General features: G+C 62.0%; 18 protein-coding genes. 8 read left to right on the top strand and 10 right to left on the bottom strand.

All coding sequences use genetic code 11. The features are described 5' to 3' along the window. Positions 1–197 precede the first annotated feature (197 nt). The 7 genes from HV822_RS06210 (at position 198) to HV822_RS06185 (ending at position 9,959) form a co-directional block, all read left to right on the top strand. Entirely contained in the window at positions 198–2,222 is a 2,025-nt protein-coding gene (locus HV822_RS06210) for a ribonucleoside triphosphate reductase (RefSeq protein WP_275419414.1), read from the top strand. A gap of 32 nt (positions 2,223–2,254) precedes the next feature. Next, the gene (gene nrdD / locus HV822_RS18160) at positions 2,255–2,404 is read left to right on the top strand and encodes an anaerobic ribonucleoside-triphosphate reductase (protein ID WP_096005536.1); all 150 of its coding nucleotides are present in this window, start codon (positions 2,255–2,257) and stop codon (positions 2,402–2,404) included. Positions 2,405–2,452: 48 nt separating this feature from the next. Next, a complete protein-coding gene (locus HV822_RS06205) occupies positions 2,453–3,172 on the top strand; it encodes an anaerobic ribonucleoside-triphosphate reductase activating protein (RefSeq protein WP_238872877.1) in 720 nt (239 codons plus the stop codon). A gap of 150 nt (positions 3,173–3,322) precedes the next feature. Next, positions 3,323–6,400 (top strand): TonB-dependent receptor domain-containing protein, encoded by a 3,078-nt coding sequence (locus HV822_RS06200; protein WP_238872876.1) that lies wholly within the window; start codon positions 3,323–3,325, stop codon positions 6,398–6,400. A 62-nt stretch (positions 6,401–6,462) separates the two neighbouring features. After that, complete coding sequence (locus HV822_RS06195; RefSeq protein WP_238872875.1) at positions 6,463–7,413, top strand: Slam-dependent surface lipoprotein; 951 nt, start codon at positions 6,463–6,465, stop codon at positions 7,411–7,413. A 152-nt stretch (positions 7,414–7,565) separates the two neighbouring features. Continuing rightward, positions 7,566–9,044: a surface lipoprotein assembly modifier gene (locus tag HV822_RS06190; protein WP_238872874.1), complete on the top strand. Its 1,479-nt coding sequence runs from the start codon at positions 7,566–7,568 to the stop codon at positions 9,042–9,044. A 150-nt stretch (positions 9,045–9,194) separates the two neighbouring features. Further along, the gene (locus HV822_RS06185) at positions 9,195–9,959 is read left to right on the top strand and encodes a Crp/Fnr family transcriptional regulator (RefSeq protein WP_238872873.1); all 765 of its coding nucleotides are present in this window, start codon (positions 9,195–9,197) and stop codon (positions 9,957–9,959) included. Positions 9,960–10,081: 122 nt separating this feature from the next. Here HV822_RS06185 and HV822_RS06180 read toward each other — a convergent pair whose 3' ends face one another. The 10 genes from HV822_RS06180 to HV822_RS06135 form a co-directional block, all read right to left on the bottom strand. Continuing rightward, entirely contained in the window at positions 10,082–11,329 is a 1,248-nt protein-coding gene (locus HV822_RS06180; protein ID WP_238872872.1) for an NnrS family protein, read from the bottom strand. Further along, complete coding sequence (locus tag HV822_RS06175; protein ID WP_238872871.1) at positions 11,326–12,120, bottom strand: ABC transporter ATP-binding protein; 795 nt, start codon at positions 12,118–12,120, stop codon at positions 11,326–11,328. Before HV822_RS06175 ends, HV822_RS06180 begins: the two co-directional genes overlap by 4 nt. After that, positions 12,117–12,923, bottom strand: coding sequence for an ABC transporter permease (locus HV822_RS06170; protein ID WP_238872870.1), 807 nt, complete (start codon positions 12,921–12,923; stop codon positions 12,117–12,119). The genes HV822_RS06175 and HV822_RS06170 overlap by 4 nt, the downstream gene beginning before the upstream one ends. After that, entirely contained in the window at positions 12,924–13,931 is a 1,008-nt protein-coding gene (locus HV822_RS06165; RefSeq protein WP_238872869.1) for an ABC transporter substrate-binding protein, read from the bottom strand. Between the two features lie 158 nt (positions 13,932–14,089). Continuing rightward, complete coding sequence (locus HV822_RS06160) at positions 14,090–15,457, bottom strand: 4Fe-4S binding protein (protein ID WP_238872868.1); 1,368 nt, start codon at positions 15,455–15,457, stop codon at positions 14,090–14,092. Beyond that, complete coding sequence (locus tag HV822_RS06155) at positions 15,454–16,284, bottom strand: FTR1 family protein (RefSeq protein WP_238872867.1); 831 nt, start codon at positions 16,282–16,284, stop codon at positions 15,454–15,456. The genes HV822_RS06160 and HV822_RS06155 overlap by 4 nt, the downstream gene beginning before the upstream one ends. Before the next feature lies 1 nt (position 16,285). Continuing rightward, the gene (locus HV822_RS06150; RefSeq protein WP_396265068.1) at positions 16,286–16,636 is read right to left on the bottom strand and encodes a cupredoxin domain-containing protein; all 351 of its coding nucleotides are present in this window, start codon (positions 16,634–16,636) and stop codon (positions 16,286–16,288) included. After that, positions 16,633–17,169 (bottom strand): iron transporter, encoded by a 537-nt coding sequence (locus tag HV822_RS06145; protein ID WP_238872866.1) that lies wholly within the window; start codon positions 17,167–17,169, stop codon positions 16,633–16,635. The genes HV822_RS06150 and HV822_RS06145 overlap by 4 nt, the downstream gene beginning before the upstream one ends. A gap of 306 nt (positions 17,170–17,475) precedes the next feature. Continuing rightward, the gene (locus HV822_RS06140) at positions 17,476–19,335 is read right to left on the bottom strand and encodes an Lnb N-terminal periplasmic domain-containing protein (RefSeq protein WP_238872865.1); all 1,860 of its coding nucleotides are present in this window, start codon (positions 19,333–19,335) and stop codon (positions 17,476–17,478) included. A gap of 72 nt (positions 19,336–19,407) precedes the next feature. Beyond that, on the bottom strand, positions 19,408–19,896 hold the full coding sequence (locus HV822_RS06135) for a DUF3015 domain-containing protein (protein ID WP_238872864.1): 489 nt from the start codon (positions 19,894–19,896) through the stop codon (positions 19,408–19,410). Positions 19,897–20,669: 773 nt separating this feature from the next. Between HV822_RS06135 and HV822_RS06130 the strand changes: the two genes are divergently transcribed. Continuing rightward, entirely contained in the window at positions 20,670–21,779 is a 1,110-nt protein-coding gene (locus tag HV822_RS06130) for a BMP family ABC transporter substrate-binding protein (protein ID WP_238872863.1), read from the top strand. Positions 21,780–21,782: the final 3 nt, after the last annotated feature.

The following is a 21,782-nucleotide window of genomic DNA, read 5'->3' as shown; positions in this document are numbered from 1 at the left end:
TGATTCTTATTTTTCTGGTGGTCTGGCTCAGCCCTGACCCGCTCTGGGCTGTATCGGCATGGTTGCCAAGCGGCCCCAAAAAAACGGTCATCAATTGATCTCGATCAAGATGTTGGCTCCATTTGCGTCGGCAGAATGCACTTCATGTTGTGTTTGTTATTGATTTTTCCACTACATAGTGTGTCATGGAGGCGTAAATGGGTATGCAGACGCAGAGCTGGCCGCGGTGGCTGAACAAGCGCGATGGCAGCCGGGTTGCCTTTGATTCAGGCAAAATCGAGAGTGCTATCGAGCGCGCCGGTAGCGCGACCGGCGAGCTAGGCGCGGCCCAGGCGCATATCCTGACCCGCGCGGTGCTTCCGCTGCTGCCGGAGGGGCCGGAGCTGACAGTGGAGCAGGTTCAGGACTGCGTCGAGCGCGTGCTGATGGAGACCGGTTACTACCCCACCGCCCGCGCCTATATCGTATATCGTGAGCGCCACGGACGGCTGCGGCGGGAACGGCGCAGCCTGGTGGATGTTGCCGCGTCGATGAACGAATATCTGCGCCGCGAAGACTGGCGTGTGCAGGCCAACGCCAATCAGGGGTACTCCCTCGGCGGGTTGATTCTCAACGTATCCGGCAAGGTGGTCGCCAACTACTGGCTGGATGAGGTCTACAGTCCGGAAATTGGCGCCGCCCACCGCGAGGCTGATCTGCATATCCACGACCTCGACATGCTGGCCGGCTACTGTGCTGGCTGGTCGCTGCGTACCCTGCTGCATGAAGGCTTTAACGGCATTGCCGGGCGTATCGAAGCCGGCCCGCCAAAACACCTGTCCAGCGCATTGGGGCAGATGGTCAACTTCCTTGGCACATTGCAGAACGAGTGGGCAGGCGCGCAGGCGTTCAGCTCCTTTGATACTTATCTGGCGCCCTATGTACGCAAGGACGGCCTGACCTTTGAGCAGGTGCGTCAGTTGCTGCAGGAGTTCATCTACAACCTCAATGTGCCATCGCGCTGGGGCACCCAGACCCCCTTTACCAACCTCACCTTTGACTGGGTCTGCCCGCAGGACCTGCGCGAGCAGGTGCCGGTCATTGGGGGTGAGGAAATGCCCTTCAGTTACGGCGATCTGCAGCATGAGATGGACCTGATCAACCGCGCCTACATTGAAGTGATGATGGCCGGTGATGCGCGCGGCCGGGTGTTTACCTTCCCGATTCCGACCTACAACATCACCCATGACTTTCCGTGGGACAGCGACAACGCCACACGCCTGTTTGACATGACTGCGCGTTACGGGCTGCCGTATTTCCAGAACTTCCTCAATTCCGACATGCAGCCCAACCAGGTGCGCTCGATGTGCTGCCGCCTGCAGCTGGATGTGCGCGAGCTGCTCAAGCGTGGTAACGGCCTGTTCGGCTCGGCCGAGCAGACCGGCTCGCTGGGGGTGGTGACCATAAACTGCGCGCGCTTGGGCCACATCCATGCGGGTGACCTGCCGGCGCTGCTGGCGCGCCTGGACCAACTGCTGGAGCTGGCCTTTGAGAGCCTGGAGGTCAAGCGTAAGGTGATTCAGCATCACATGGATGCGGGCCTGTACCCTTACACCAAGCGTTACCTTGGCACCCTGCGCAACCACTTCTCGACCATTGGCGTCAACGGCCTGCACGAGATGTTGCGCAACTTCACCGGCGACCGTGAGGGCATGCATACCGAGGCGGGTGCCGCGCTGGCACTGCAGGTGCTGGACCATGTCCGCGCGCGGCTGGTCGAATATCAGGAACGCAGCGGCCATCTCTACAACCTGGAGGCCACTCCGGCAGAAGGCACAACCTACCGCTTTGCCAAGGAAGATCTGAAGCGTTACCCCGGTATCCTGCAGGCCGGTTGCCCCGACGCGCCCTATTACACCAACTCCTCGCAACTGCCGGTCGGCTTTACCGATGACCCCTTTGAGGCGCTGTCGTTGCAGGACGCGGCCCAGTGCAAATATACCGGCGGCACCGTATTGCACCTGTACATGGGCGAGCGCATTTCATCGGCGGCTGCCTGCCGGCAACTGGTGCGCGCCGCGCTGTCGCGCTTCCGCCTGCCGTACCTGACCGTTACTCCTACGTTCTCGATCTGCCCGGTCCATGGCTACCTGGCCGGCGAGCACGAATTCTGTCCGCGTTGCGACGAGACGTTGCTGCAAAAACAGCAAGCCAGTGCCTGTTGCGGCGCCTGCGGCGGATAAACCACCAGTCATACACAGCAAGGAGCAACACCATGAGTAAAAGCGCCACTCTGCCCACCGAGCAACGTCAGCGTTGCGAAGTCTGGACCCGCGTCATGGGTTATCACCGCCCGGTGTCGGCATTCAACCCCGGCAAGCAATCCGAGCACCGCGAACGACAGCACTTCAGCGAACCACGCTGATCCACCGCCGCAACCGGCCTGCGGGCCGGTTGCGCTACTGGAAAGCCCATGAAAACCTGTTCTGCCCAGACCGCTGACAGCCTGCGTATCGGCGGCCTGCAACCCATGACCACCCTGGATTACCCCGATCACCTGTCCTGCGTGTTGTTTTGTCAGGGGTGTGCCTGGCAATGCCGCTACTGCCACAACCCCGAGCTGATTGCCCCGCGCGGCGACGCGCCACATCAATGGAGCAGCGTGCTGCGTTTTTTGCGGCAGCGTCAGGGGCTACTCGATGCCGTGGTATTCAGCGGCGGCGAAGCCACCCTGCAACCTGGCCTGCCGCAGGCCATGCAAGCGGTGCGGGCGCTCGGCTTCAAGGTCGCGCTGCACAGCGCCGGCATCAAGCCCGCGGCGCTGGCGCGGGTACTGCCCTGGTGTGACTGGGTGGGGTTTGACGTCAAGGGGCTGCAAGAGCAGGTTGAACTGATCACCGGCACCCCGCGCAGCGGCCAGGCTAATTGGCAGAGCCTGCAACTGCTGCACGCCAGCGGCGTTGATTATGAGTGTCGCACCACCGTGCACTGGCAGCTGTTTGACTGCGACGCCCTGCTGCGCCTGGCACACCGACTGGCAGGGCAAGGCGTGCGTCGTTTCGCCGTCCAGTTGGCCCGCCCCGCGCGGATGCTGGACCCCTCCCTGGGGCCTAGCATCACGCCACCTGAATCTGCCAGCCTCTGGCCGCAGCTGCACGCGCTGTTTGAGCGTTTCGAGCTGCGCCAAGCCTGAGCGCGTAGGGCCACCGCCCGCAAAAAAATTCCCACATCTTGATAATTATCATGAGTGGACCGCTTTTCCTTGCAGATAATAATCATTCCTATTTGTGTTGCGCCGGGCATGGGCCTGGTGACTGGAAAGGGTTAGCAAGGGGAGCAAGCAATGGATTTCAAGCCAAACAGGCTGGCGCTGGTGGTCTCTGCGCTATCGGTGCTCGGGGTCTTCAGCGCCCAAGCGCAGGACCAGGCCGCCGCCACGGCCAGCGCAGAAGATGTCGTCGAACTGCAGCCTATCCATATCGAGGGTAAGACCGATATCGATGCCCAGGCCCAGGATGAGGTCTACACCGAGAACGTCACCAGCGTCTATCAGAGCCGCGAGGAGCTCCAGCGCTTCCAGACCGCCAACCCCGGCGATGTGTTCAAGGGCATGAACGGGGTGTACAGCATGGATACCCGCAGCAGTCAGGCCATTACCCCGAACATCCGCGGTATCAGCGGCGAAGGGCGGGTACCGCTGACCATCGACGGTACTGAGCAATCTACGAATGTCTGGCTGCATATGTTTGGTGCGGGCAATCGCAACTATGTTGATCCCGCGCTGTTTCGCAGTATCGAGGTAGAGAAAGGCCCGTCACTCAGCCGAGGTATCCGCAGTGGCGTGGGCGGTGCGGTGAATATTCGCACCATCGAGCCGGGTGACATTATTCCCGATGGGGATAGCTGGGGTATCGAAGCCAACCTGCGTGGCTCGGGTAATACCAGCAAGCCCCGGTTTGATGCGAGCTCCATGTATGGGCAGGATTGGCGCAACGTGCCTGGTGCAACCGTGGCAGGTGATGGCCTGACGGTTCACGTGCCGCTGCCACAGGCGCGCAGCAGGGGTGATGGCGAGCTATTCAATCTGGATGACCACGGCCAGATGGTGGCCATCGCCGGTCGCCATGAGTTTGTCGATATTCTGCTGTCACGCAGCGAGCGTACCACCGGCAACTACTACGCCGGGAAACAGGGTGCCGACCGCTACGCCGGCCACGATGTGTGGGACGACACCAGTACCGACCGCTACATCCCCAACCTGACCAAGCTCTACGCCGCCGGCAGCGAGGTGTTCAACACCGCCAGCGAAACCGACACGACCTTGTTCAAGAACAACTGGTACTTGCCCCATGAGCAGCGCTTGGGCCTGCAGTTTATGCGCACGGATATGCTGTTTGGTGAAACAACGCCGGGAGCGTCAGTGCTGGCCTGGGGCTATCTGGAGGCGGCTGACAGAACCAACCCTGATCGTGACAGGTCAGATGACCGCTTGGTATATGAAACACCACGCTCGGAACAGCGGCTCGACAACTACAAATTGAGCTATGACATCAAGCCGGTCAACTCGGACTGGCTGAATCTGGAGGCCAGTCTGTGGCGCACAGAGCTGGAAGGTACGCGCTATCAAACCGGCGCTTCTCCTTACGCCGTTGACGTGGATCAGGCCACCCAGCAACAGCTTAAGATGTGGAGCATACTCACTGAGATGGGTTATCTCCCGCCAGGGACTCCGCCACCGGAGCACGATGGCACCATCTACTCCAACGGCCGGCAATGGACCAGCCATGATCGTACCGGGCTTGATCTGAGCAACCAGATGCAGCTCACCGACACCCTGCAACTGACCTTTGGCGGTAGCTACCAAAAGGAAAAGCTGGATGATCGCGTACAGCAAAGCCTGACTACCACCAACGGACTGACGCCGGACGGCTCTCAACTCAATGCCGCCACCGATTTGCTGGGCCCGCGTTCTGGCGAGCGCGAGGAGTACTCGGCGATGTTCAACTTCGCCTGGCAGCCAAGGCCCTGGCTGACGTTGACTGCGGGCACCCGTTATCTGCACTACACCGGTAAGGATACAGGTACGGCCAAGCGCCGGCGCCAGCAGGCGGCGTTTTATGAAGCACAGCGGCGACAAGTAGGCATGGAGTTGGAGTGGGGTGATCTTCTAACACCGGAAGAACATGAGGCCCGTCAACAAGCAATCGCGGAGGGGCCGGAGGCAGTACGAGAGTTCTTGAATGGGAGGCAACTGACGTTTGCTCAGATTAATGGCAGACGGTATGCATTTTGGAAAAACACAGCATTTCTTCCTATTGACGATGGCAAGTTTGATTCGTCGAAAAACCCGTTCGTGAATGGTGAGGTAGATGCCTCGAAGCTATACGAGGTTGTAGATAACGCCTTGGATCAAAATGGTGACCCACGAGAAAACAGTGTGCCTCTGATTATGCCGATAAATCTCTACGGCACGGCTGTTTATGAAACGCTGAATGCGGGCCAGGCCTGGGAAATGCCCGAGGAGCAGTCCGGCGATGCCTTCAGCCCGGCTTTAAGCGCCACCGCCAGAATCACCCCTTATGGCACGGCCTTTCTACGCTTTGCCCAGACTACCCGCTTTCCGAGCATTCAGGAGTTGACCTCCAGCGCTATCGTGGACGGTGCCGGCACTCTGGGTAATCTGGCCGTGAACGGAGCCAGCAAGCCGGAGCGCAGCACTAACTGGGAGGTGGGCTACAGCCACGATCTGACGCAGTTTTTCCCTGGGCTGGCCCTGGCTGATGCCCGGCTCAGTTACTACAACACCGAGATCAGGGACTTTATTGATCGCGGCTACCTGTACGACGTTATCCAGTTTGATCGCAAGAAAACGAGTGGTATTGAGCTGCAGTCGCGGTTTGATAGTGGCCGCTACTTCGGCAGCCTGGGGGCAACCTACCGCCTGAAGCAGCAGCTGTGCGACAAGGACTACGCCTCCGGCATGGACCCTTTCTATAACCGGATTCCCGAGTGTATGACCGGCGGCTTCCCCGGCACCTACAGCGGTAACAGCCTGCAGCCCGAATACTCGGTTGATTTGGGCCTGGGTACCCGCCTGTTCAATGATCGCCTGGAACTGGGGGTGCGCAGCGTGTACCACGCCGGTGCCAGCAACGACGACTTGGATGACCTGCTGGCCTCTGAGGCTGGGCCGGATGATTACCAGGCGCACGACGCCTGGTTCAGAGGGGGGCTGGATACCTTCCTGTGGCGCTCGGTATGGCTGCACGACCTGTACGCCAACTTGGAAGTAAACCGCCAGTTGAGCCTGAACCTTGGCGTCACCAACGTCACCGATGAGTACTACCTAGACCCCATGTCCAAGAACCTGCTGCCGGGTCCGGGCCGTACTCTGACGGCTGGGCTGCGCGTGAATTTCTAACTTTTTTGCTGGTTTTTCGTAGAAAACCAGTCGTTGTCAAACGTAACCAAGAGGATAGGGAAATGAAAAAATCGACATTGGCATTGACCGTAATGGCGCTGCTTGGGAGCGGCGCAGTCGTGGCCGCGCCAGCTGGCGGCACCTCCAATAGCTCAAGGGTGGATGTGGGCGCCTCTAACCACTTCATGTTCGGTGGCGGCAACTCCGGTCTGAAGCTCAATGGCAGTGCAATGGGCTATATCGATATTGCCGGTGGGCCGGTCAAAGGCGCCAACGCGGCCATCAGTGCGCGCGGTGATGGCACCATTATGACGCCGTCTGATCTGGGGCTGTTCGGCTCGCGAAAAATTGCCCAGGTCTGGAATGACACCGCCTCTGTCAGTGGCGGTAGCGACACCGCGAACATTGCCATTAACAGTGTACGGCAGGTTGATCCGCCGTTCTTTGCGCCGAAGTTTGGCGGGCTGGTTATTGGGCAGGTAGGGGCCACCAGCCCCGACTCGCCGGCTGACCCGGTAGTGCCCCTCGCTGTGGGCAGCGGTGTGTATTTTGGCGAGTGGGCCCCGGCAGTGGCCAGCCCGGTGGATGACAGTACTGACCTGAATATGAGCAGCGCCAACCGCACTGTCTGGTATGTGGGTGATAATGCGGTCGCCAGTACGCCGAATATGGTTAGCGCCCAGTACAATGTGGTGGGTATTCGCCAGACCGGCGAGGGCACCAACCTGCCGACCGCTCATGAACTGTACACCGGCACGCTGACGGCCAATTACGGCTCCGGCACCAACACGCTGACCGGTTCGATAGATCGTGGCCTGGAGACAGTGAACTTCGCCGGTACGGAAATCTACGGTAACGGCACCTTTGATAACGCCTCGGGCGCCAACACTATCGAAGGCCGCTTTTACAACGGTGCCCATGAGCTGGCGGGTATTTACACCGGCGGTGCCAGTACTGCTGACCACGTCGCCTTTGGCGGTAGCCACAACGGCAGCGGCACCATCACTCCCTGAGGTTTGACCACTCTCCACTGGCGGCCACCAGTGAAGAGCGTCAAACAGGGCGATGCCGGATGACTCTCGTTCGGTATCGCTTGGGAGTGCTACCTGTGGAGGCCGGTTCGCCGGCCTTCATTCTAAAATGCCGTCATTCTGAGTGAAACCCTATGTCTTGCCGTTTCATCGCCGTTGCGCTGATGCTGCTGGCCTGTCTTGCCGTGTCTGCGGTACAGGCCGATGACGATGACACGCGCTTTTTGCAGGATCAGACGCGTCGCAGCATCGAGCAGCAAGCCCAGGCCGAAGAGGCGCTGGCGCCGCTACCGGGCACCCTGATGTACGAGGGGCGCCGCTATCAGGTGCCTACCGCGCTGGAGCCGCTGGCGCTGGCCATTTATGTGGCCATCAATACCAGCCAATGGACCCAGCTGCCGGATTTTATTGCCCGGTATCGCCAGTTGGCCGGGCACCGGCCTGCGCTGGTGGCCATGGCCGAGAGCCTGCTGGCGCGCTTTCAAGGCGATTATCCGCGGGCGCTGCAGCGCATGGAGCAGGCCAGTGTGCTGGAGCCGCAGGATGCGCGGATTCTGTTGGAACTGGCCCGCCTCTGGTTTGAGGATTATCAAGAGCAGCGCGCTCTGGCCGGGTTTGACCGGGCGCTGGCCGCCGGTCTGCCGCCGCAGGCCGCGTTGCTGGTGCAGCAATACCAGCAGGCCATTGATCTGCGCACTGGCTGGCATGGCAGCGCGGCCCTGGGCTGGGGCTATAACGACAACATCAACCAGGCCAACGGCTACCATCGTTGCCTCGGCGCCTTTGCCGGTATCTGCCTGTTTGAGCGCCGCATGCCTGAGCCCATCAGCTCGCAGATGATGAACTACGAGTTGGCGTTGCAGCGGCGCTTCAACCTGAGCGGCAACCACAACCTGCAACTGCGCCCGCTCAGCTATGGCAATTACTACCCTCAGACCAACCCGAATACCAGCGTCAGTCTGCAGGATTACAGTACCAACCTGGGCATCCTGCAGGCGGGTTATCAGTACCTGGATGCGAGCAACAGCCTGACCCTGACGCCCTACCTAGAGCACTCCTATCGCAACCGTGCCAGTGAGTACCTGGCACACGGGCTGCAGGTCGAGTGGCGCCACAGCCTGGGCCGGCGTTGGCAACTGGGCACCAGCCTGGATGCCAAGCGTTATGACTACAGCAGCCGGGGGCAGTTGCTGGGCGCCGATTATGAGCAGTTTCAGTGGGGGCTGTTTGCATCCTTCTCGCCGGGCAGCACCAGCAGCGTGTATGGCGGGCTGAACCTGACGCGCAAGCGCTACCCCTCAGACCAGGCCAGCAGCCAGGACTGGGCGCTGCGCGCAGGTGTCTACAAGGGGTTTGCCGGTAGCGCGGGGCTGTTTGTCAATGCGCTGGGTATTTACCGACAGAGCCGTAACGAGGCCTATGACTTCTTTCTTGGTGAGCGCCGCCGGGATCGCCAGCAGGTCTACATTCTCAGCGCCGGTGCCCGCGGCTGGCAGCTGGCCGGCATGGTCCCGGAGCTGCGGCTGCGTCACAGTATCAATCGCAGCAATCTGGAATGGGCGTTTGGTTACCACCAGACCGAGGTCAGCCTGATGCTGCGGCGCAGCTTTTGACTGGCGGATGACAAATGTCAACTTCACATCGGGTGAAATTGGAGTAGTATCAGTGTTTGATAATCATTCTCATCTTTTGGCGTAAAAAGGTGGCAGTTGTGTCCGGGTGGTGGGCGGCTGCTGCCAAGGGGGGGCATCATGAGATCACCCATGCCGGCACAGTTGCTGGTTCATACACCGTTGTTTGCCAGGGTGCCGCGCGCGAGCATTGAGGCGCTGGCGGAGGGGGCGTCTCGGTTGCGTCTGAGTAACGGGCAGCATCTGTTTCATATGGGCGACCGCGCCGAGAGCTTCTTCCTGGTGCAAAGCGGCTCGGTAGTGCTGTACCGCCCCAGTTACACCGGAGAGGCCAAGGTATTCCGCAATATGGAAGCCGGCGACCTGCTGGCTGAGACAGTGATGTTTGTCGACCCTTGCCGCTACCCGCTGTCGGCGCGCGCTGTCAGCGAGGCAAGTGTTTTCCGTCTGACCCGCTCGCGGTTGCTGACCCTGTGTCGGGAGTCGTCGGACTTCAGTCAGGCCATGCTGGAAGGGATGGCGGTGCGTATTGTGCAGTCGATCAATCGTCTGGACCTCTTGACCATCGGTAATGCCGCCCAGCGCCTGGTGGCCTATTTGATGGATCTCTACGCCCAGCAGCGTAGTGCCTGGCTCACCTTACCGGCCAGCCACAGCGTGCTGGCGCGTCAGCTGAACATTACCCCGGAAACCTTCTCCCGCCAGATGGGCGTATTTCGTCGTGCGGGCTTTGTTGGTGGGCGTAACACCGAGGTGGTGTTGCTGGATATCGACGGTTTGTGCGCCGCGGTGGGTCTGCCGCCAGCCGCGCCGCTGGAGTGCGCTGCGGCGGCGGACAGCCTGGGCAGCAGTTTGTTTGACTGTTGCAACTATGGGCGTCAGAGCCTGGGTAAGTAGGTCAGGCAGACAAACTGGAGGAAACACTGATCAATTCCACACGCCTTCTGCGCGTGCCCCAGCATGCAGATGCAAGGCGCGCTGTGCGGCCCAGCCTGAATGCCAGTGAGCAGGTGGAATTGTTAACATCCACCCTCGCGCGCCTCATGCTCCAGCGGAGCTGCACAGCCGCTCTTGCCGTCGGCGCGCGGGGCGAGCAGACCACTGCGGGCGGCGAACAGATACACCGCAAAACAGCCAGCCCAGACAAGCCCCGCGGCACTGAACAAGCCGCTCACTGGCATTCCGGGTAAACCGGCCATGGCGCGCAGCAGGGCGGCCGTGACCAGACCCAGGGCGCATAACGGCAGCCAGGGCCGGCGGTCCAGCCAAAGCCCTGCATGAATTCTCCCCACCACGGCCATCACCGCGAGGATGCTCAGGGCCGCGGCGCCGCTGGTCAGCAGGTGTCGGCCGGCGGAGGCCGCAAGCGGAGCGCCCAGCCAACTGGCCCCCATGGCTGCATAGCCCAGGGCGATCAACCAGTAGCCGGCATATAGCAACAGCGCCCAGCGGGTGAATAGTGCGCGGCCGATGTGCCAGTCATTGAGTACATTGAGCATGGCGGCGGCGGCGGCCAGAGCCGTCCAGCCGGTGATGGGATGGTGGCCCAGCAACAGCTCGACGGCGCTGCACAGGCCTATGCAGAACAGCGCCAGATAGCTGCGCGGCGGGCGTGGCAGGTAGCTGTTGATGGGCGCAGGCCCCCCGGGGCGGCCTTCCTCGATCAGCCCATTGACCAGGTTGACCGAGATGCGCCGGGTGGCGATGACAATCAGCATCATTAGCACGCCACTGGCGGCGCGCAACCAGGCCATCGGGTCACCCCCCAGGCTGCTGGCCAGCAGGCAAGCCAGCTGCAGCAGGGCGAGACCGGCCACTACCCAGGCGAAGCTCAGGTGCATACGTCCGGCGTGCTGCCAGAGTCGGGGAAACAGGTGCCAGAGCAGCAGTAGCCAGAACAGCAGGTTGGCCAAGGCTACCGGCAGCAAGCCGAAACTGGCGGGCCAGAGGGGGCTGAGCAGGTACAGCAGGCGGGCCAGCAACCAGAGCAGTGCCAGCCGCAGCAACACGGCGCGGGACAGGTTGGCGGTTGCGGTAAATTCCGGCACAGCGGTCAACAAAAAGCCGGCAACGGCGGCGCCGGCGAATCCAAACAGCAGCTCATGCACGTGCCAGAGCACCATGCCGCCCGGCGGCTGCCAAGTGATCCAGCCGTTCAGCAAGGTCAGCCAGAACAGCATCAGGGCGGTGGCGCTGGTGGCGCTGAGCAGAAAAAATGGACGGTAGCCGCACTGCAGTATTGCGTCCAGGCGGGCCTGCCAGCTCATACCTTACACCCCGTGTGGGTTGCGCCATGAGCGTGGCTTTCGGCGATCGTCAGGGTGCCGGCCTGCAGGCCAAAGGCAATACGCACTGAGGTGTTTTCCATCAACTCACCGGTGTTGCGGTGAATCCAGGCTTCGCTACGCTCTGCCTGCGGCAGGGACAGTTCAAACTCGCGCACCACGCGGCCGGGCTCTGGGGCCATCAGCAGAATACGGTCGGCCAGCCGCACCGCCTCCATCAGGTCGTGGGTAATCAACAGAACCGCGCAGCCGCGTTGGGCAATCTGCTCGCGCAGCAGTGCGTAGAGCTCCAGCTTGAGGCCAACGTCCAACGCGGAAAAGGGTTCGTCGAGCAGCAGCAGGTCGGGTGATACCGCCAACGCGCGGCCCAGGGATATGCGACTTTGCATACCGCCGGACAGCTGGTGCGGGTACTTGTCCAGGTCGTCCAGGCCCAGGCCCAGGCGCTGGCCCAGGCTGTCGGCCTGCCGATGGCGCGCGACCTTGGGTACGCCGAGCGCCTTGAGTCCCAGCGCGAGGTTGTCGCGGGCGGTCAGCCAGGGCATCAGGTTGGGCTGCTGGAACATGTAACCGAGACCGCGAAAGTCGTTTTGCATGATTACGCGGCTGGGCTCCAGCAGACCGGCTACGGCCTGCAACAGGGTGCTTTTGCCACAGCCGGAAGGGCCGACCAGAGCCAGACTCTGGCCAGCAAACAGGTCAAAGCCGACATCGTGCAGGACTTCCTGCAAGCCAAAGCTGTGATGTAGATGGCGAACGTGCAGTGCGTTCATTGTTCGGTCTCCAGACGCCAGCGTTCAACCCGTCGCTTGAGCGGTTCCAGCAATAGATACTCGGCTGCCAGCAGCAGTACCAGTACAGCGACCACCCAGGCCAGGGAGCTGGCGGTGTCGAGCTGACTGCGTGATACCGCAAGCGCCGCGCCCACGCCGTCGGTGGTGCTCAGCAGCTCGGCCATCACTACCACTTTCCAGGAGGTGCCGAGCGCGGTGATCCAGGCAGGGATCAGGTATGACATCACATGCGGCAGGTACAGGTCAGTCAACTGCATGCGCCAAGGCAGGTGGTAGGCTTGGGCCACCCGACGTAGCTGGTTGTCTAGCGTGCGTGCGCCCTGCATGGCGCCGGCAAAGACAATCGGAAAGCAGGCGATGAATACAGTGAACACCGGGGTCGTGTCGCCCATGCCGAACCACAGCATGGCCAACACCAGCCAGGCGATGGGCGGCATGCCCAGCAGCAGGGTAATCAGTGGGCGAGACAGCATGGCCGCAGTCAGTGAGCGACCGGCCAGCAGCCCCAGGGCACTGCCGATCAGCAGTGATGCGCCAAGCCCTTGCAGGGTGCGACGGGTTGAGATGACCAGCTGTGGTTGTGCCTGGCCGCTGTCCAGCATGTGCCAGAGCTGCGCCAGAGTGGCCTGGGGGCCGGGTAGCACCAGCGGTCCGTTGACCTGTGCGCCCCATTCCCACAGGGCACAGAACAATAGCAGACTGGCAATGGCACCCCAGCCGCTCCAAAGGTAGCCGAGGGTGGCAGCCAGAGCGGACTGCACGCGATACCAGGGGCCTTTCATTTATTGCACTGCCGCTGGTCCGCCGTAAAAATCGTCTGTCGGCAACTGACCACCTACCGAGGCGCTCTGGCGTTCCAGCAACAGCTGGAAGAAGGCCTCCAGCTCAGGCCGGGCGGCCTGGGCGGTCGCGTAGTGACGTGGTTGTACAGCCAAGGCATCGGCGACTGCCTCGGGGCTGAGCAGTGTGATGCGCTTGGCCACCCGCTCGCCACACAACTGCGGCTGCTGGTAGCAGCGCTCGGCGGCGGCGCGATAGGCCCGCTCTACCTGTTGCACCAGCGCGGGGTTGTCGCGGCTGGCGCCCAGTACGGCGATACCGGCTTGCGGAATACGCGGTTCGGCGTCCATCAGCTCGCCCCACAGCGCCTGCAGGTTGACACTGCGGTGCAGCTCGGGCGCGACCACCGATACCGGAAAGGACCCGCTCTTGCGCAGCACCAAGGCTACGGCCGGGTCGGCCAGCAGGGCATGATCAATACGCCGGGTCAGCAGCAGGGCTACGGCGTCCAGCGGGGTGCTGGTGTAGCGCAGCTGGAAATCCCGGTTGGGCGCCAAGCCTTCTTTCTCGGCCAGCAGGCCAAACACGATATCCGGCATGTCGGCGCGGAAAGGAATGGCAATTTCCTCGCCCTTGAAATCTGCCAGCCGGGTACGGCCCGGCTCGCGGGACACCATCCACAATGCACCCCAGGTCGAGACGTTCATCAATTGCAGTGGGATGCCCCGGTTGTGCAGGTTGGCGGCGACGTTGGTGGGCACGGCGACAAAATCCACCTCGTCCTGCAGCACCAGCGCGCGCAACTGGTCCGGGTTGGTCCACTGGACAAACTCCACTGTCTGCGCCAGCCCGTCGAGGGCGCCGCTGTCGAGCATCTCAATCAGCGGATAGGACACTGACGCCGGCGGCCCGGCGAATACCAGACGTTGCATCTGGGGCTCGGCCTGGCTCAGGGCGGTCTTGCCGCACAACAGTAGTGCCAGCAGCACAGAAGTTAGAAAACGAGGCATGCACCCTCCAGCGCAGTCAATCGATCAGGGCTACAGCATAGTGATGGTTTGCTGTGATGCGAATGATAATTGTCAATAAATCAGTGTTTTTTCAGCGCTTCGTCAGCAAACCTGGCTATGTTCTAACCCGTCATGGGCGTCATCAGTATCGGATGTGTTTACCAGACCCAGAATTGCAGGTACCAGAGAAAGGCCAGAGCGCTGTTGCCGGTTAGCAGGGCCAGTAGTGGTGCCGTGCGGCGCACGGCTGGCAGGCGTTGGCAGACTCGCCAGCCAAGCCACAGACTCCAGCACAGCGCGCTTAGCAGCAGGGCCGCCCGTGCGTTGGGCACCCAGGCCAGCACCAGGCCCTCGTAGCGCAACAGTTTGACCGTGGTGGCGGACAGCCCGAGAAACAGGCCGGCTGCGCCAACCGGAATCAGGCACAGGGCCAGTTGCTCCGCCAGCGGGCGACCGCCGCCGGCCAGTCGAGCCGCGCCAGACAGCAGGCCCTGCAATAGCCCTCCCAGCAGCAGCGCCGTGGCGCCCAGATACACGCAGATGCTAAAGCCGTCGAGCCAGCTGAAGGCATCGTTGACCTCGGGGTAGTGTGTTAGCAGCCACCAGGGGGCGTCAGCGCGCAGAGGCCAGAAGATGTCGTGATTGACCAGCCACTCTGCCAGCCGCTGTTTAAGCAGGATAAACCAGGGGCTAAGGGTCCATTGGAAGGCGCCCAACGCCAGGCCGATTACGCCGTACAGCAGCAGGCGAACATCCCAGCGATGGCTGCCGTCTGCGCCCAGTTGGATGATCTCGCTGTTGCCCGAGCGGGCGATCAGCTGGACCGCATCGCGCTGCCCGCTGCAGCGTCCGCAGGCGTGACACGCCGAGGCGCTGCGCATGCGCCGGATATCGATCAGCGGAGCGCAGTTGGGTGTGGGCAGGTGGGGCGGCGAATTGGCCTGCCAGCGGGCTTCATTCACTGCGTAGTGCATGGGCGCCAGCTTGGCCAGCAGCGCAAAGACGCCGCTGACCGGGCATAGGTGACGACACCAGATTCGTTTGCCTCGGCTGTACAGCACACCAACCAGCATCGCGGCCAAGGTGGAGCCGCCCAAAATCAGCAACGCAGCCTGGGCGTAGTCGTAGACACTGATCAACTGGCCGTACAGGGTGGTCAGCAGAAACCCTACTGTTGGCCAGCCGCCCCAGCGCATCCAGCGTGGCACGCCCTTGCCGCGCCCGTAGTGACTGGCCCACTCGCTAAGTGAGCCTTCCGGACACAGCAGGCCGCACCAGAGGCGGCCAAACAGCAGGATGGACAGCAGCACGAAGGGCCACCAGATACCCCAAAATACGAACTGCGCCAGTAGGGTCAGGTTGTCCAGCATGTGCGCCTGGTTGTCGGGCAGCGGCAACAGTACCGGCACCACCAGCAGGGCTGCGTACACCATCACCACCAGCCATTGCAGGTGGCGGATCAGTCGGGCATGGCGGCGCAACCAATGGCCAACCGCTGCCAGACGACCGGTTGATGCGCTACTCATACCGAGAGCTGGCCGGCATAGCGCACACGCCGTGCATGACAGCCCCACCAGGCCAGCAGCCAGTAGCTTGTCAGCAGTAACAGGCCGGGCAGAGCGGGGTGGGCACGGTAGCCGGTCAGGCTGGCAAACAACGCACCGGCGCGAGTGCTGTCGTCCAGCAGGGCGCTGCTGTCCCACATCGCATTGCCCAACCAGTCATAGGCAGCAGCGGGCAACTCCAGCCCCATCAGCAGGGTGCTGGCACGGTCGACGGCACTCATCAGCATCGCCCCACCAAGCAACGTCAGCAACAGGGTGCTGAGCTGGAAAAAGCGCCGCCAGTTCAGCAGGCGACTGCCGCGTTGCAGTATGACAAAGCTGAGTACGCCACACAGCAGGCCGGTCAGCGCGCCGGTGAGTAGGCCTGTACTGCCACTGCTGGCCGCAGCGCCATAGAGAAACAGGGCAATTTCACTGCCCTCGCGGGCAACCGCCAAACCCGCCAATAGAGCTACTGCCGCCGGATGACTGGGCGCGCTGCGACGTTGTGGCGTGGCGTTGTTGCCAGCCATCCAGATCACCATTTGCAGCACCAGTGCGCTGGCCAGTGCGGCCATGGCCACTTGAAACCACTCGCCAGCCGGGCCGCTTAGCCAGTTGCCAGCCAGCAACATCAGGCTTGCCAGCAGCAGCGCCAGCCCGGCACCCGCCAGCGCACCTAGCCAAAGAGCCCGCTCACCCTGGGGCCGGTGGCGTACGGGCAAGCGTTGCAGCCACGCATACAGTAGCCCGATGACCAGCAGGGCCTCCACGCTTTCGCGCCATACGATCAACAGTGCCTGTGCCATATCAGCGTACTTCTATCACCCCTTCGGGCATAGCCAAATGAAACTCGTCAAAGAAGCTGTACCGGCCGGGGCGTAGCGGGTGGATGACCACGAACGAGCTCACGCCCGGCCCCAGCACCTTCTCTACCCGCAAGGGCAGGCTTTCAAACTCCACCGGGCCGTTGCCTCGATTGTGCAGGTTGATCTTGAACCGCTGTCCTGCGGTTACCTGGATGATCGCCGGGTCAAAGGCGCCGTCGCGGATTTCCAGCTCAACCGTGGGCAGCCCTCCGGCCTGCGCGGCGTTGGCGAAGAGTGACAGCAGCAACGCAGCTAACGCAGCCGACAACGGCAGGGCGCCGGCCAGGTTCAATAGCCGCCCTTCTTGCCGGTGCCGGCGTAGACAAAGCTGTAGCTCAGCTCGCAAGGTTCGAACCAGGGGGCCACCCCGGTTTCCCGATCGGTGTGGCGGCCAAAGCTGTGATCATGGCCGCTGCCCGGTGGCGCCACGATAAAGGACACCTGATAGCGACCAGGACCATCGAGCTTGACGTTGTCGCCATAATGCGGGCCATCGCTGGCAACCATGGCATGGAGGTCGCCGCTGATCAGCTGTTCGCTGCCGTCGCGCTGCAGGCGGTAGGCAATACGCAGGTAGGGCACAAAGCTGCCTTCCTGAAAGCCGTTGCGGTTGTCTTCCAGGGCGCTGATATCAGCTTCCAGGTGCACGTCGGATTCAGCTGCCGGCCGCATCATGCCGGCGGGTTCCATTTCAATCGGTTGCAGGTATACCGCGCCCACTTCCATGCCTGCGCAATGCTGCGGCACGCCGATCGGATACTCGCCGGCCTGCAGGGCGCTGGCGCAGGTGAGCAAGCAGAGTGGAAGCAATTTGAACGGTTGCATACAGGGCTCCATGGCGACAGAAAGAATGCCGGTCAGTCTAGCGCTGAGACCGGAAATGAAAATGATTCGCGTCAATTGTGGAGCAAAATGGCCATCGCATATTTGACTTGGGTCAGCGAGTGGCCTCGGCCTATTGGCCATGATCTTTGCGTGGTTAAGGGAAAGGCGGCCGCCGTGGCAGATGAGCATCGGTGCCCCGCAACGCAGACTGCAGGGGCAGGGCAGGCGATGGTCAGCCGGTTGGTCAGCTACCTGGCGGTAGCCAAGGCCAAAGCCTGAAACAGCGGGGCTGCGCTGCCCCGCTGGTCAGTAGTAGTACCAGCGCAGTTGCAGGGCGAACTCGGTCTGCGGTGCGCTGAACTGACTGAACTCGCGGGAGGCCTGCAGGCGCAGTCCGAGATCGCGGCCCAGCTCCCACTGCTGAGCCAGCTGCAGACTGCGGCGTACCTCGCCGTTGTCGAAGTAATCGCCGCGGCCTTCCAGCAGCAGGTTGCCCAGCGGGTTACGCCAGAGCAATCCTGCGTTAAAGCCGGCCGCGGCACTCAAGGGCGCATCGAAGTCGCGGTGGTGCTCCAGTCGCAGCGTCGCCATGCTGTAGCCCAGCACGTCATCCCACGGCTGCCAGGCAAAGCCGCCGCCGCCGTTGAGGTGCGGCACCAGACGACGCTGGCCGTCTTCCCCGGCCACCCGCTCCCAGCCTGCTTCAACCTGCCATGACCAGGGTTTGAGCAGAGCGCTGCGTGGTGTCAGCGAGCGAATGTTGACCAGCCCGAACTCTTCCAGTTGCCAGTGATTGCCTTCGTACTGGCGCAGCTTGATGTCACCCAGCTCAATCTGCGCCCCCAGCGGAAAGCCGGCCAGGTTGTCGGCCAGGTCGTGGTAGGCCATGCGCAGGCCGTATTCGGCAAAGGCACGGTCTTCGCGGCTGCCGGCAGCCAGCTGCCAGGTACGCGACTCGTGGCCAAGCTCGGGATAGGTCGGTGTTTCAATCTGCAGCGCCGGCGGCGGATTGCGGTTGATTGCCTGGAGCAACTGATAGCTGCGTGCAGCGTTGGCGCTGTCGCGTTGCTGGCCGGCGGCTTCGTAGCGCACCAGGCGGTAGGCGGCTTCCTGAATCAGCGCGCGCCGGGGCGCGGGCAACGCCTGATACGCGCTGCTCTGCAACACGCCGTCGTCGTCTGCCAGCTGGTGAACCCAGCGCAGTTCATCGGCGTCCAGAGGCGCGGCGCGGGCCAGCAGCTCACGCTCACGCGAGGGACGGTAATGCACATCGCTGATCATGCCTGCCTCGCGCACGGCGCGCACGGTGTCGGCAGGGATTGCGGTCAGCGGAAACTGCTCGGTCAGACGCAGGCCGGGGCGGGCCACTTCGAGCAGCTCCAGCAGACGGTAGGAGCAGTTCTCGTCGAAGAAGAAGTAGTCAAAGATAACCTGACGCAGCTCCCAGACATGCTCGACCATGCGCGCGGTTTCTTCCGGGCTGAGGTCCAGCTGGTACTCCCACAGGTCGCGGTTTTCCAGGCGGCTGTACTCGCCGATCTTGTCACGGTAGGGCAGCAGCGAAAATTGACCCGGGTAGCCGCCGGCCAGCCCTTTCCAGGCGTACAGCATGCTGTTGTCCATGCTCTCGACCATGGCGCCAAAGTTGAGGGCGTAGGTCAGCAGGCTGGTGCCGCTGGCCTGGGTATCGGGCGAGTCGATGCGTAGCAGGGTATGGCCGAACATCGAGGAGGGGCTGTTCAGGTAGGCATCCGGAAACACCAGCACGGTCGCGTGTGGGTTGATGTCCTCATACCACTCGCGGTACTCGCTGCACTCGGGTGTCGGCAGGCCGCTGAGCTGCAACTGCTCGCTCAACCAGCGGGTGCGCGACGGGTAACGGCACTGGGCGTGCTGGTTGGGGTCATCGCCCACCGGCGCATACAGCGCCTGCAGCGTGGCCTGCAGCTCGCTTGCCGGGTTGCTGGCGCCATCGGCAGCCAGAAAGAAACTGTTGTCATCTACATAGCTGCGCCATCCGCTGAAACGGCCGGGCTGGTAGTGCCCAAGGTTCAGCCAGTGGCGCTCTGTCGCCAGGGCCTGCAGCTGACTGTCGGTCACCGTGGGTGCAGCATGCACACCAAGGCTGATGCTGCCGAGCAGCAGGGGAATCAGGCGTTTGAGCATGGGAGGGGATAGCAGCAGAGGGAGGGAAAAACAGAGCCGGCAAGTGCCGGCTCCGGGATCAGCCGTGACTGATTACGCCTGTTCTGCGTACTTGGCCAGGATCGGGTCCTTGCTCATCAGGCTCAGGGTAGTGGCGTGAACCTGCTCGGCAGTCACGTCGGCACTCGGGAAGATCTCGCTGAAGTGCGCGTGGGTAACCGCAGCAAAGTGGTCACGGTCTTCAACGTTGATACCCAGTACGACGGCGTAGGTGGTCAGGGCTTCGCCTTCACCGCGGGCAACGTCCTCAGACAGTTCGCTCATGATGCTGTTCAGTACCAGCATGGGCTTGCCGTTGTAGGCCAGACGACCGCTGGTGTCACAGCCGTTGGTGCCGGAGGTCATACCGAAGGTGGCGTTACCGGAGGTGCCGTTGGTGATGGAGGCGACCAGGTGTGAGGGCAGGCCGCTCTGACCTTCAAACAGCATGTTGCCCCAACCGCAACCGGGGCCGCCCGGTGCAACAGCGAAGACATTCATGGAGGCAGCAGCGAGGACAGTACCAATCAGGATCCGTTTCATGATGGGATTTCCGTTTTTTATGGGGGGAATCTGGAATCTATCGGTTCATTGCCTTTATTGCAATTGCATGACCGCATCGCGGTTATTGGATGTCGACTGGTTGGCTGAAATGCGCCCTGGTGCTAGCGCCTAGATGGTGAGTAGAGGCGCAAGCCAGTGCCTGGCTGGCTACTGAGTTCTAATCAACACTTGGGTGATATTTGCGCGGCTCTTTAACAGCGAAAGCCGCAGTAGAGTTCCCGTCTAATATTATCCTTATAAAACAAATGCTTATGTCGGATTCTGCTCCCGGTCCTGCGGGTCGACGTCTAAGAAGGCGAGATCCGCTGTATTCCAGCGCTATTCGCTCGTTGTCCGTCTGCGTGTGCGCCGTGATGAATACGATGGTGGCATGCCACAGACGCGGGGCGTTGGTTGCTGGTTGCGCCGCATTCGGTTGGATCTTGGTTTGGAGGCAAGGTGAGCAACAGCTGTTTAGATATTTAACCCAGGCTGAGTCGTGCTGGGCTGCCCCGGTGGCTGCGCCAGGCTCGGCTTTCAGCTCGACGGCTAATTGCGAGTATTTGGTGCGCTCGCCGCTCGCTCGCACCAGGGCCGGGCAGAAACTGTCTGGTCACTGCTCTGCAGGGCGCAAAACTCGGTTTTAGAGCGGTGGCACGATCAATGCTTGGTGGTGTGCACATTGGTATACAAGCTGGTATTCAAATGTGCGCAGGCGCTCAGGTGTCGGTGCGCAGTGGATTGGCAGCGTCATCTTTATCAAGGAGCTATCCATGTCGAGCATTGACCGTCGTACCCTTCTCAAGCTGGTGGGCCTGATTGGCGCCACCGCCGCCATGCCGTTCAGTCTGGCGCGCGCTGCTGATCGCCCGTTGGTGGTGGGCTTCATTTATGTTGGCGCCCGTGACGACTTTGGCTACAACCAGGCGCATGCCGAGGCCGCGGCGATCATCAAGACGCTGCCGAACGTGGTGGTGGTTGAAGAAGAAAACGTACCCGAGACGGTAGCGGTGCAGAAGTCGATGGAAGCGATGATCCGTCAGGACGGCGCGACGCTGATCTTCCCGACCTCCTTTGGCTACTTCGATCCGCACGTCATCAAGATGGCCGAACGCTTCCCGGATGTGCACTTCGCCCACTGCGGCGGGCTGTGGACCGAGGGCGTGCATCCGACCAACGCCGGCAGCTTCTTCGGTTACATCGACGAGGGCCAGTACCTCAACGGCGTAGTCGCGGGTTTCGCCAGCCAGACCAAGAAGCTGGGCTTTATTGCCGCCAAGCCGGTGCCGCAGGTACTGCGCAACATCAACGCCTTTACTCTGGGCGCGCGCTCGGTGGACCCGGACATCACCACCACCGTGATCTTCACCGGCGACTGGTCATTGCCGATCAAGGAAGCCGAAGCCGCCAACAGCCTGATCGACCAAAGCTGTGACGTACTGACCTGCCACGTGGATGGCCCCAAGGTCATCGTTGAGACGGCCGAGAAGCGTGGCGCCATGACCTGCGGTTATCACGCTGATCAGTCGGCGCTGGCGCCCAAGGGCTACCTGACCGGTGCCGAGTGGAACTGGGAAACCCCGTACCGTGCCCACGTGGCGGCCTCTCAGGCGGGTCAGCCGATGATCAACTTCCTGCGTGGCGGCTTGAAGGAAGGCTTCGTCAAGACCTCGCCCTACGGGCCGCTGGTCAGCGCTGAAGCCAAGGCCCGCGCTGACGCCATCAAGGCCGAGATGCTGGCCGGTGGGTTCTCTATCTTCGCGGGCCCGCTGAAGGACAATCAGGGCAATGAGGTGATTGCTGCTGGCACTGCGCTGGGGCAAACCGATGTCGTGCTGGAAAGCATGGACTACCTGGTTGAAGGCGTGCGCGGGCAGATCTGAGGC

Origin of the sequence: Halopseudomonas maritima, assembly GCF_021545785.1 — a bacterium.
GTDB lineage: Bacteria > Pseudomonadota > Gammaproteobacteria > Pseudomonadales > Pseudomonadaceae > Halopseudomonas > Halopseudomonas maritima.
The sequence above is the reverse complement of the archived record's forward strand: the minus strand, read 5'-3'. Positions and strand labels throughout refer to the sequence as shown.

Excerpts from the sequence above, each read along its gene's own strand:
- HV822_RS06185 (WP_238872873.1), top strand. The coding sequence starts at position 9,195 with ATGCCGGCACAGTTGCTGGTTCATACACCGTTGTTTGCCAGGGTGCCG.
- HV822_RS06180 (WP_238872872.1), bottom strand. The coding sequence starts at position 11,329 with ATGAGCTGGCAGGCCCGCCTGGACGCAATACTGCAGTGCGGCTACCGT.
- HV822_RS06190 (WP_238872874.1), top strand. The coding sequence starts at position 7,566 with ATGTCTTGCCGTTTCATCGCCGTTGCGCTGATGCTGCTGGCCTGTCTT.
- HV822_RS06200 (WP_238872876.1), top strand. The coding sequence starts at position 3,323 with ATGGATTTCAAGCCAAACAGGCTGGCGCTGGTGGTCTCTGCGCTATCG.
- HV822_RS06195 (WP_238872875.1), top strand. The coding sequence starts at position 6,463 with ATGAAAAAATCGACATTGGCATTGACCGTAATGGCGCTGCTTGGGAGC.
- HV822_RS06135 (WP_238872864.1), bottom strand. The coding sequence starts at position 19,896 with ATGAAACGGATCCTGATTGGTACTGTCCTCGCTGCTGCCTCCATGAAT.
- HV822_RS06165 (WP_238872869.1), bottom strand. The coding sequence starts at position 13,931 with ATGCCTCGTTTTCTAACTTCTGTGCTGCTGGCACTACTGTTGTGCGGC.
- HV822_RS06130 (WP_238872863.1), top strand. The coding sequence starts at position 20,670 with ATGTCGAGCATTGACCGTCGTACCCTTCTCAAGCTGGTGGGCCTGATT.
- HV822_RS06155 (WP_238872867.1), bottom strand. The coding sequence starts at position 16,284 with ATGGCACAGGCACTGTTGATCGTATGGCGCGAAAGCGTGGAGGCCCTG.
- HV822_RS06160 (WP_238872868.1), bottom strand. The coding sequence starts at position 15,457 with ATGAGTAGCGCATCAACCGGTCGTCTGGCAGCGGTTGGCCATTGGTTG.
- HV822_RS06170 (WP_238872870.1), bottom strand. The coding sequence starts at position 12,923 with ATGAAAGGCCCCTGGTATCGCGTGCAGTCCGCTCTGGCTGCCACCCTC.
- HV822_RS06140 (WP_238872865.1), bottom strand. The coding sequence starts at position 19,335 with ATGCTCAAACGCCTGATTCCCCTGCTGCTCGGCAGCATCAGCCTTGGT.
- HV822_RS06175 (WP_238872871.1), bottom strand. The coding sequence starts at position 12,120 with ATGAACGCACTGCACGTTCGCCATCTACATCACAGCTTTGGCTTGCAG.
- nrdD (WP_096005536.1), top strand. The coding sequence starts at position 2,255 with ATGAGTAAAAGCGCCACTCTGCCCACCGAGCAACGTCAGCGTTGCGAA.
- HV822_RS06210 (WP_275419414.1), top strand. The coding sequence starts at position 198 with ATGGGTATGCAGACGCAGAGCTGGCCGCGGTGGCTGAACAAGCGCGAT.
- HV822_RS06145 (WP_238872866.1), bottom strand. The coding sequence starts at position 17,169 with ATGCAACCGTTCAAATTGCTTCCACTCTGCTTGCTCACCTGCGCCAGC.
- HV822_RS06205 (WP_238872877.1), top strand. The coding sequence starts at position 2,453 with ATGAAAACCTGTTCTGCCCAGACCGCTGACAGCCTGCGTATCGGCGGC.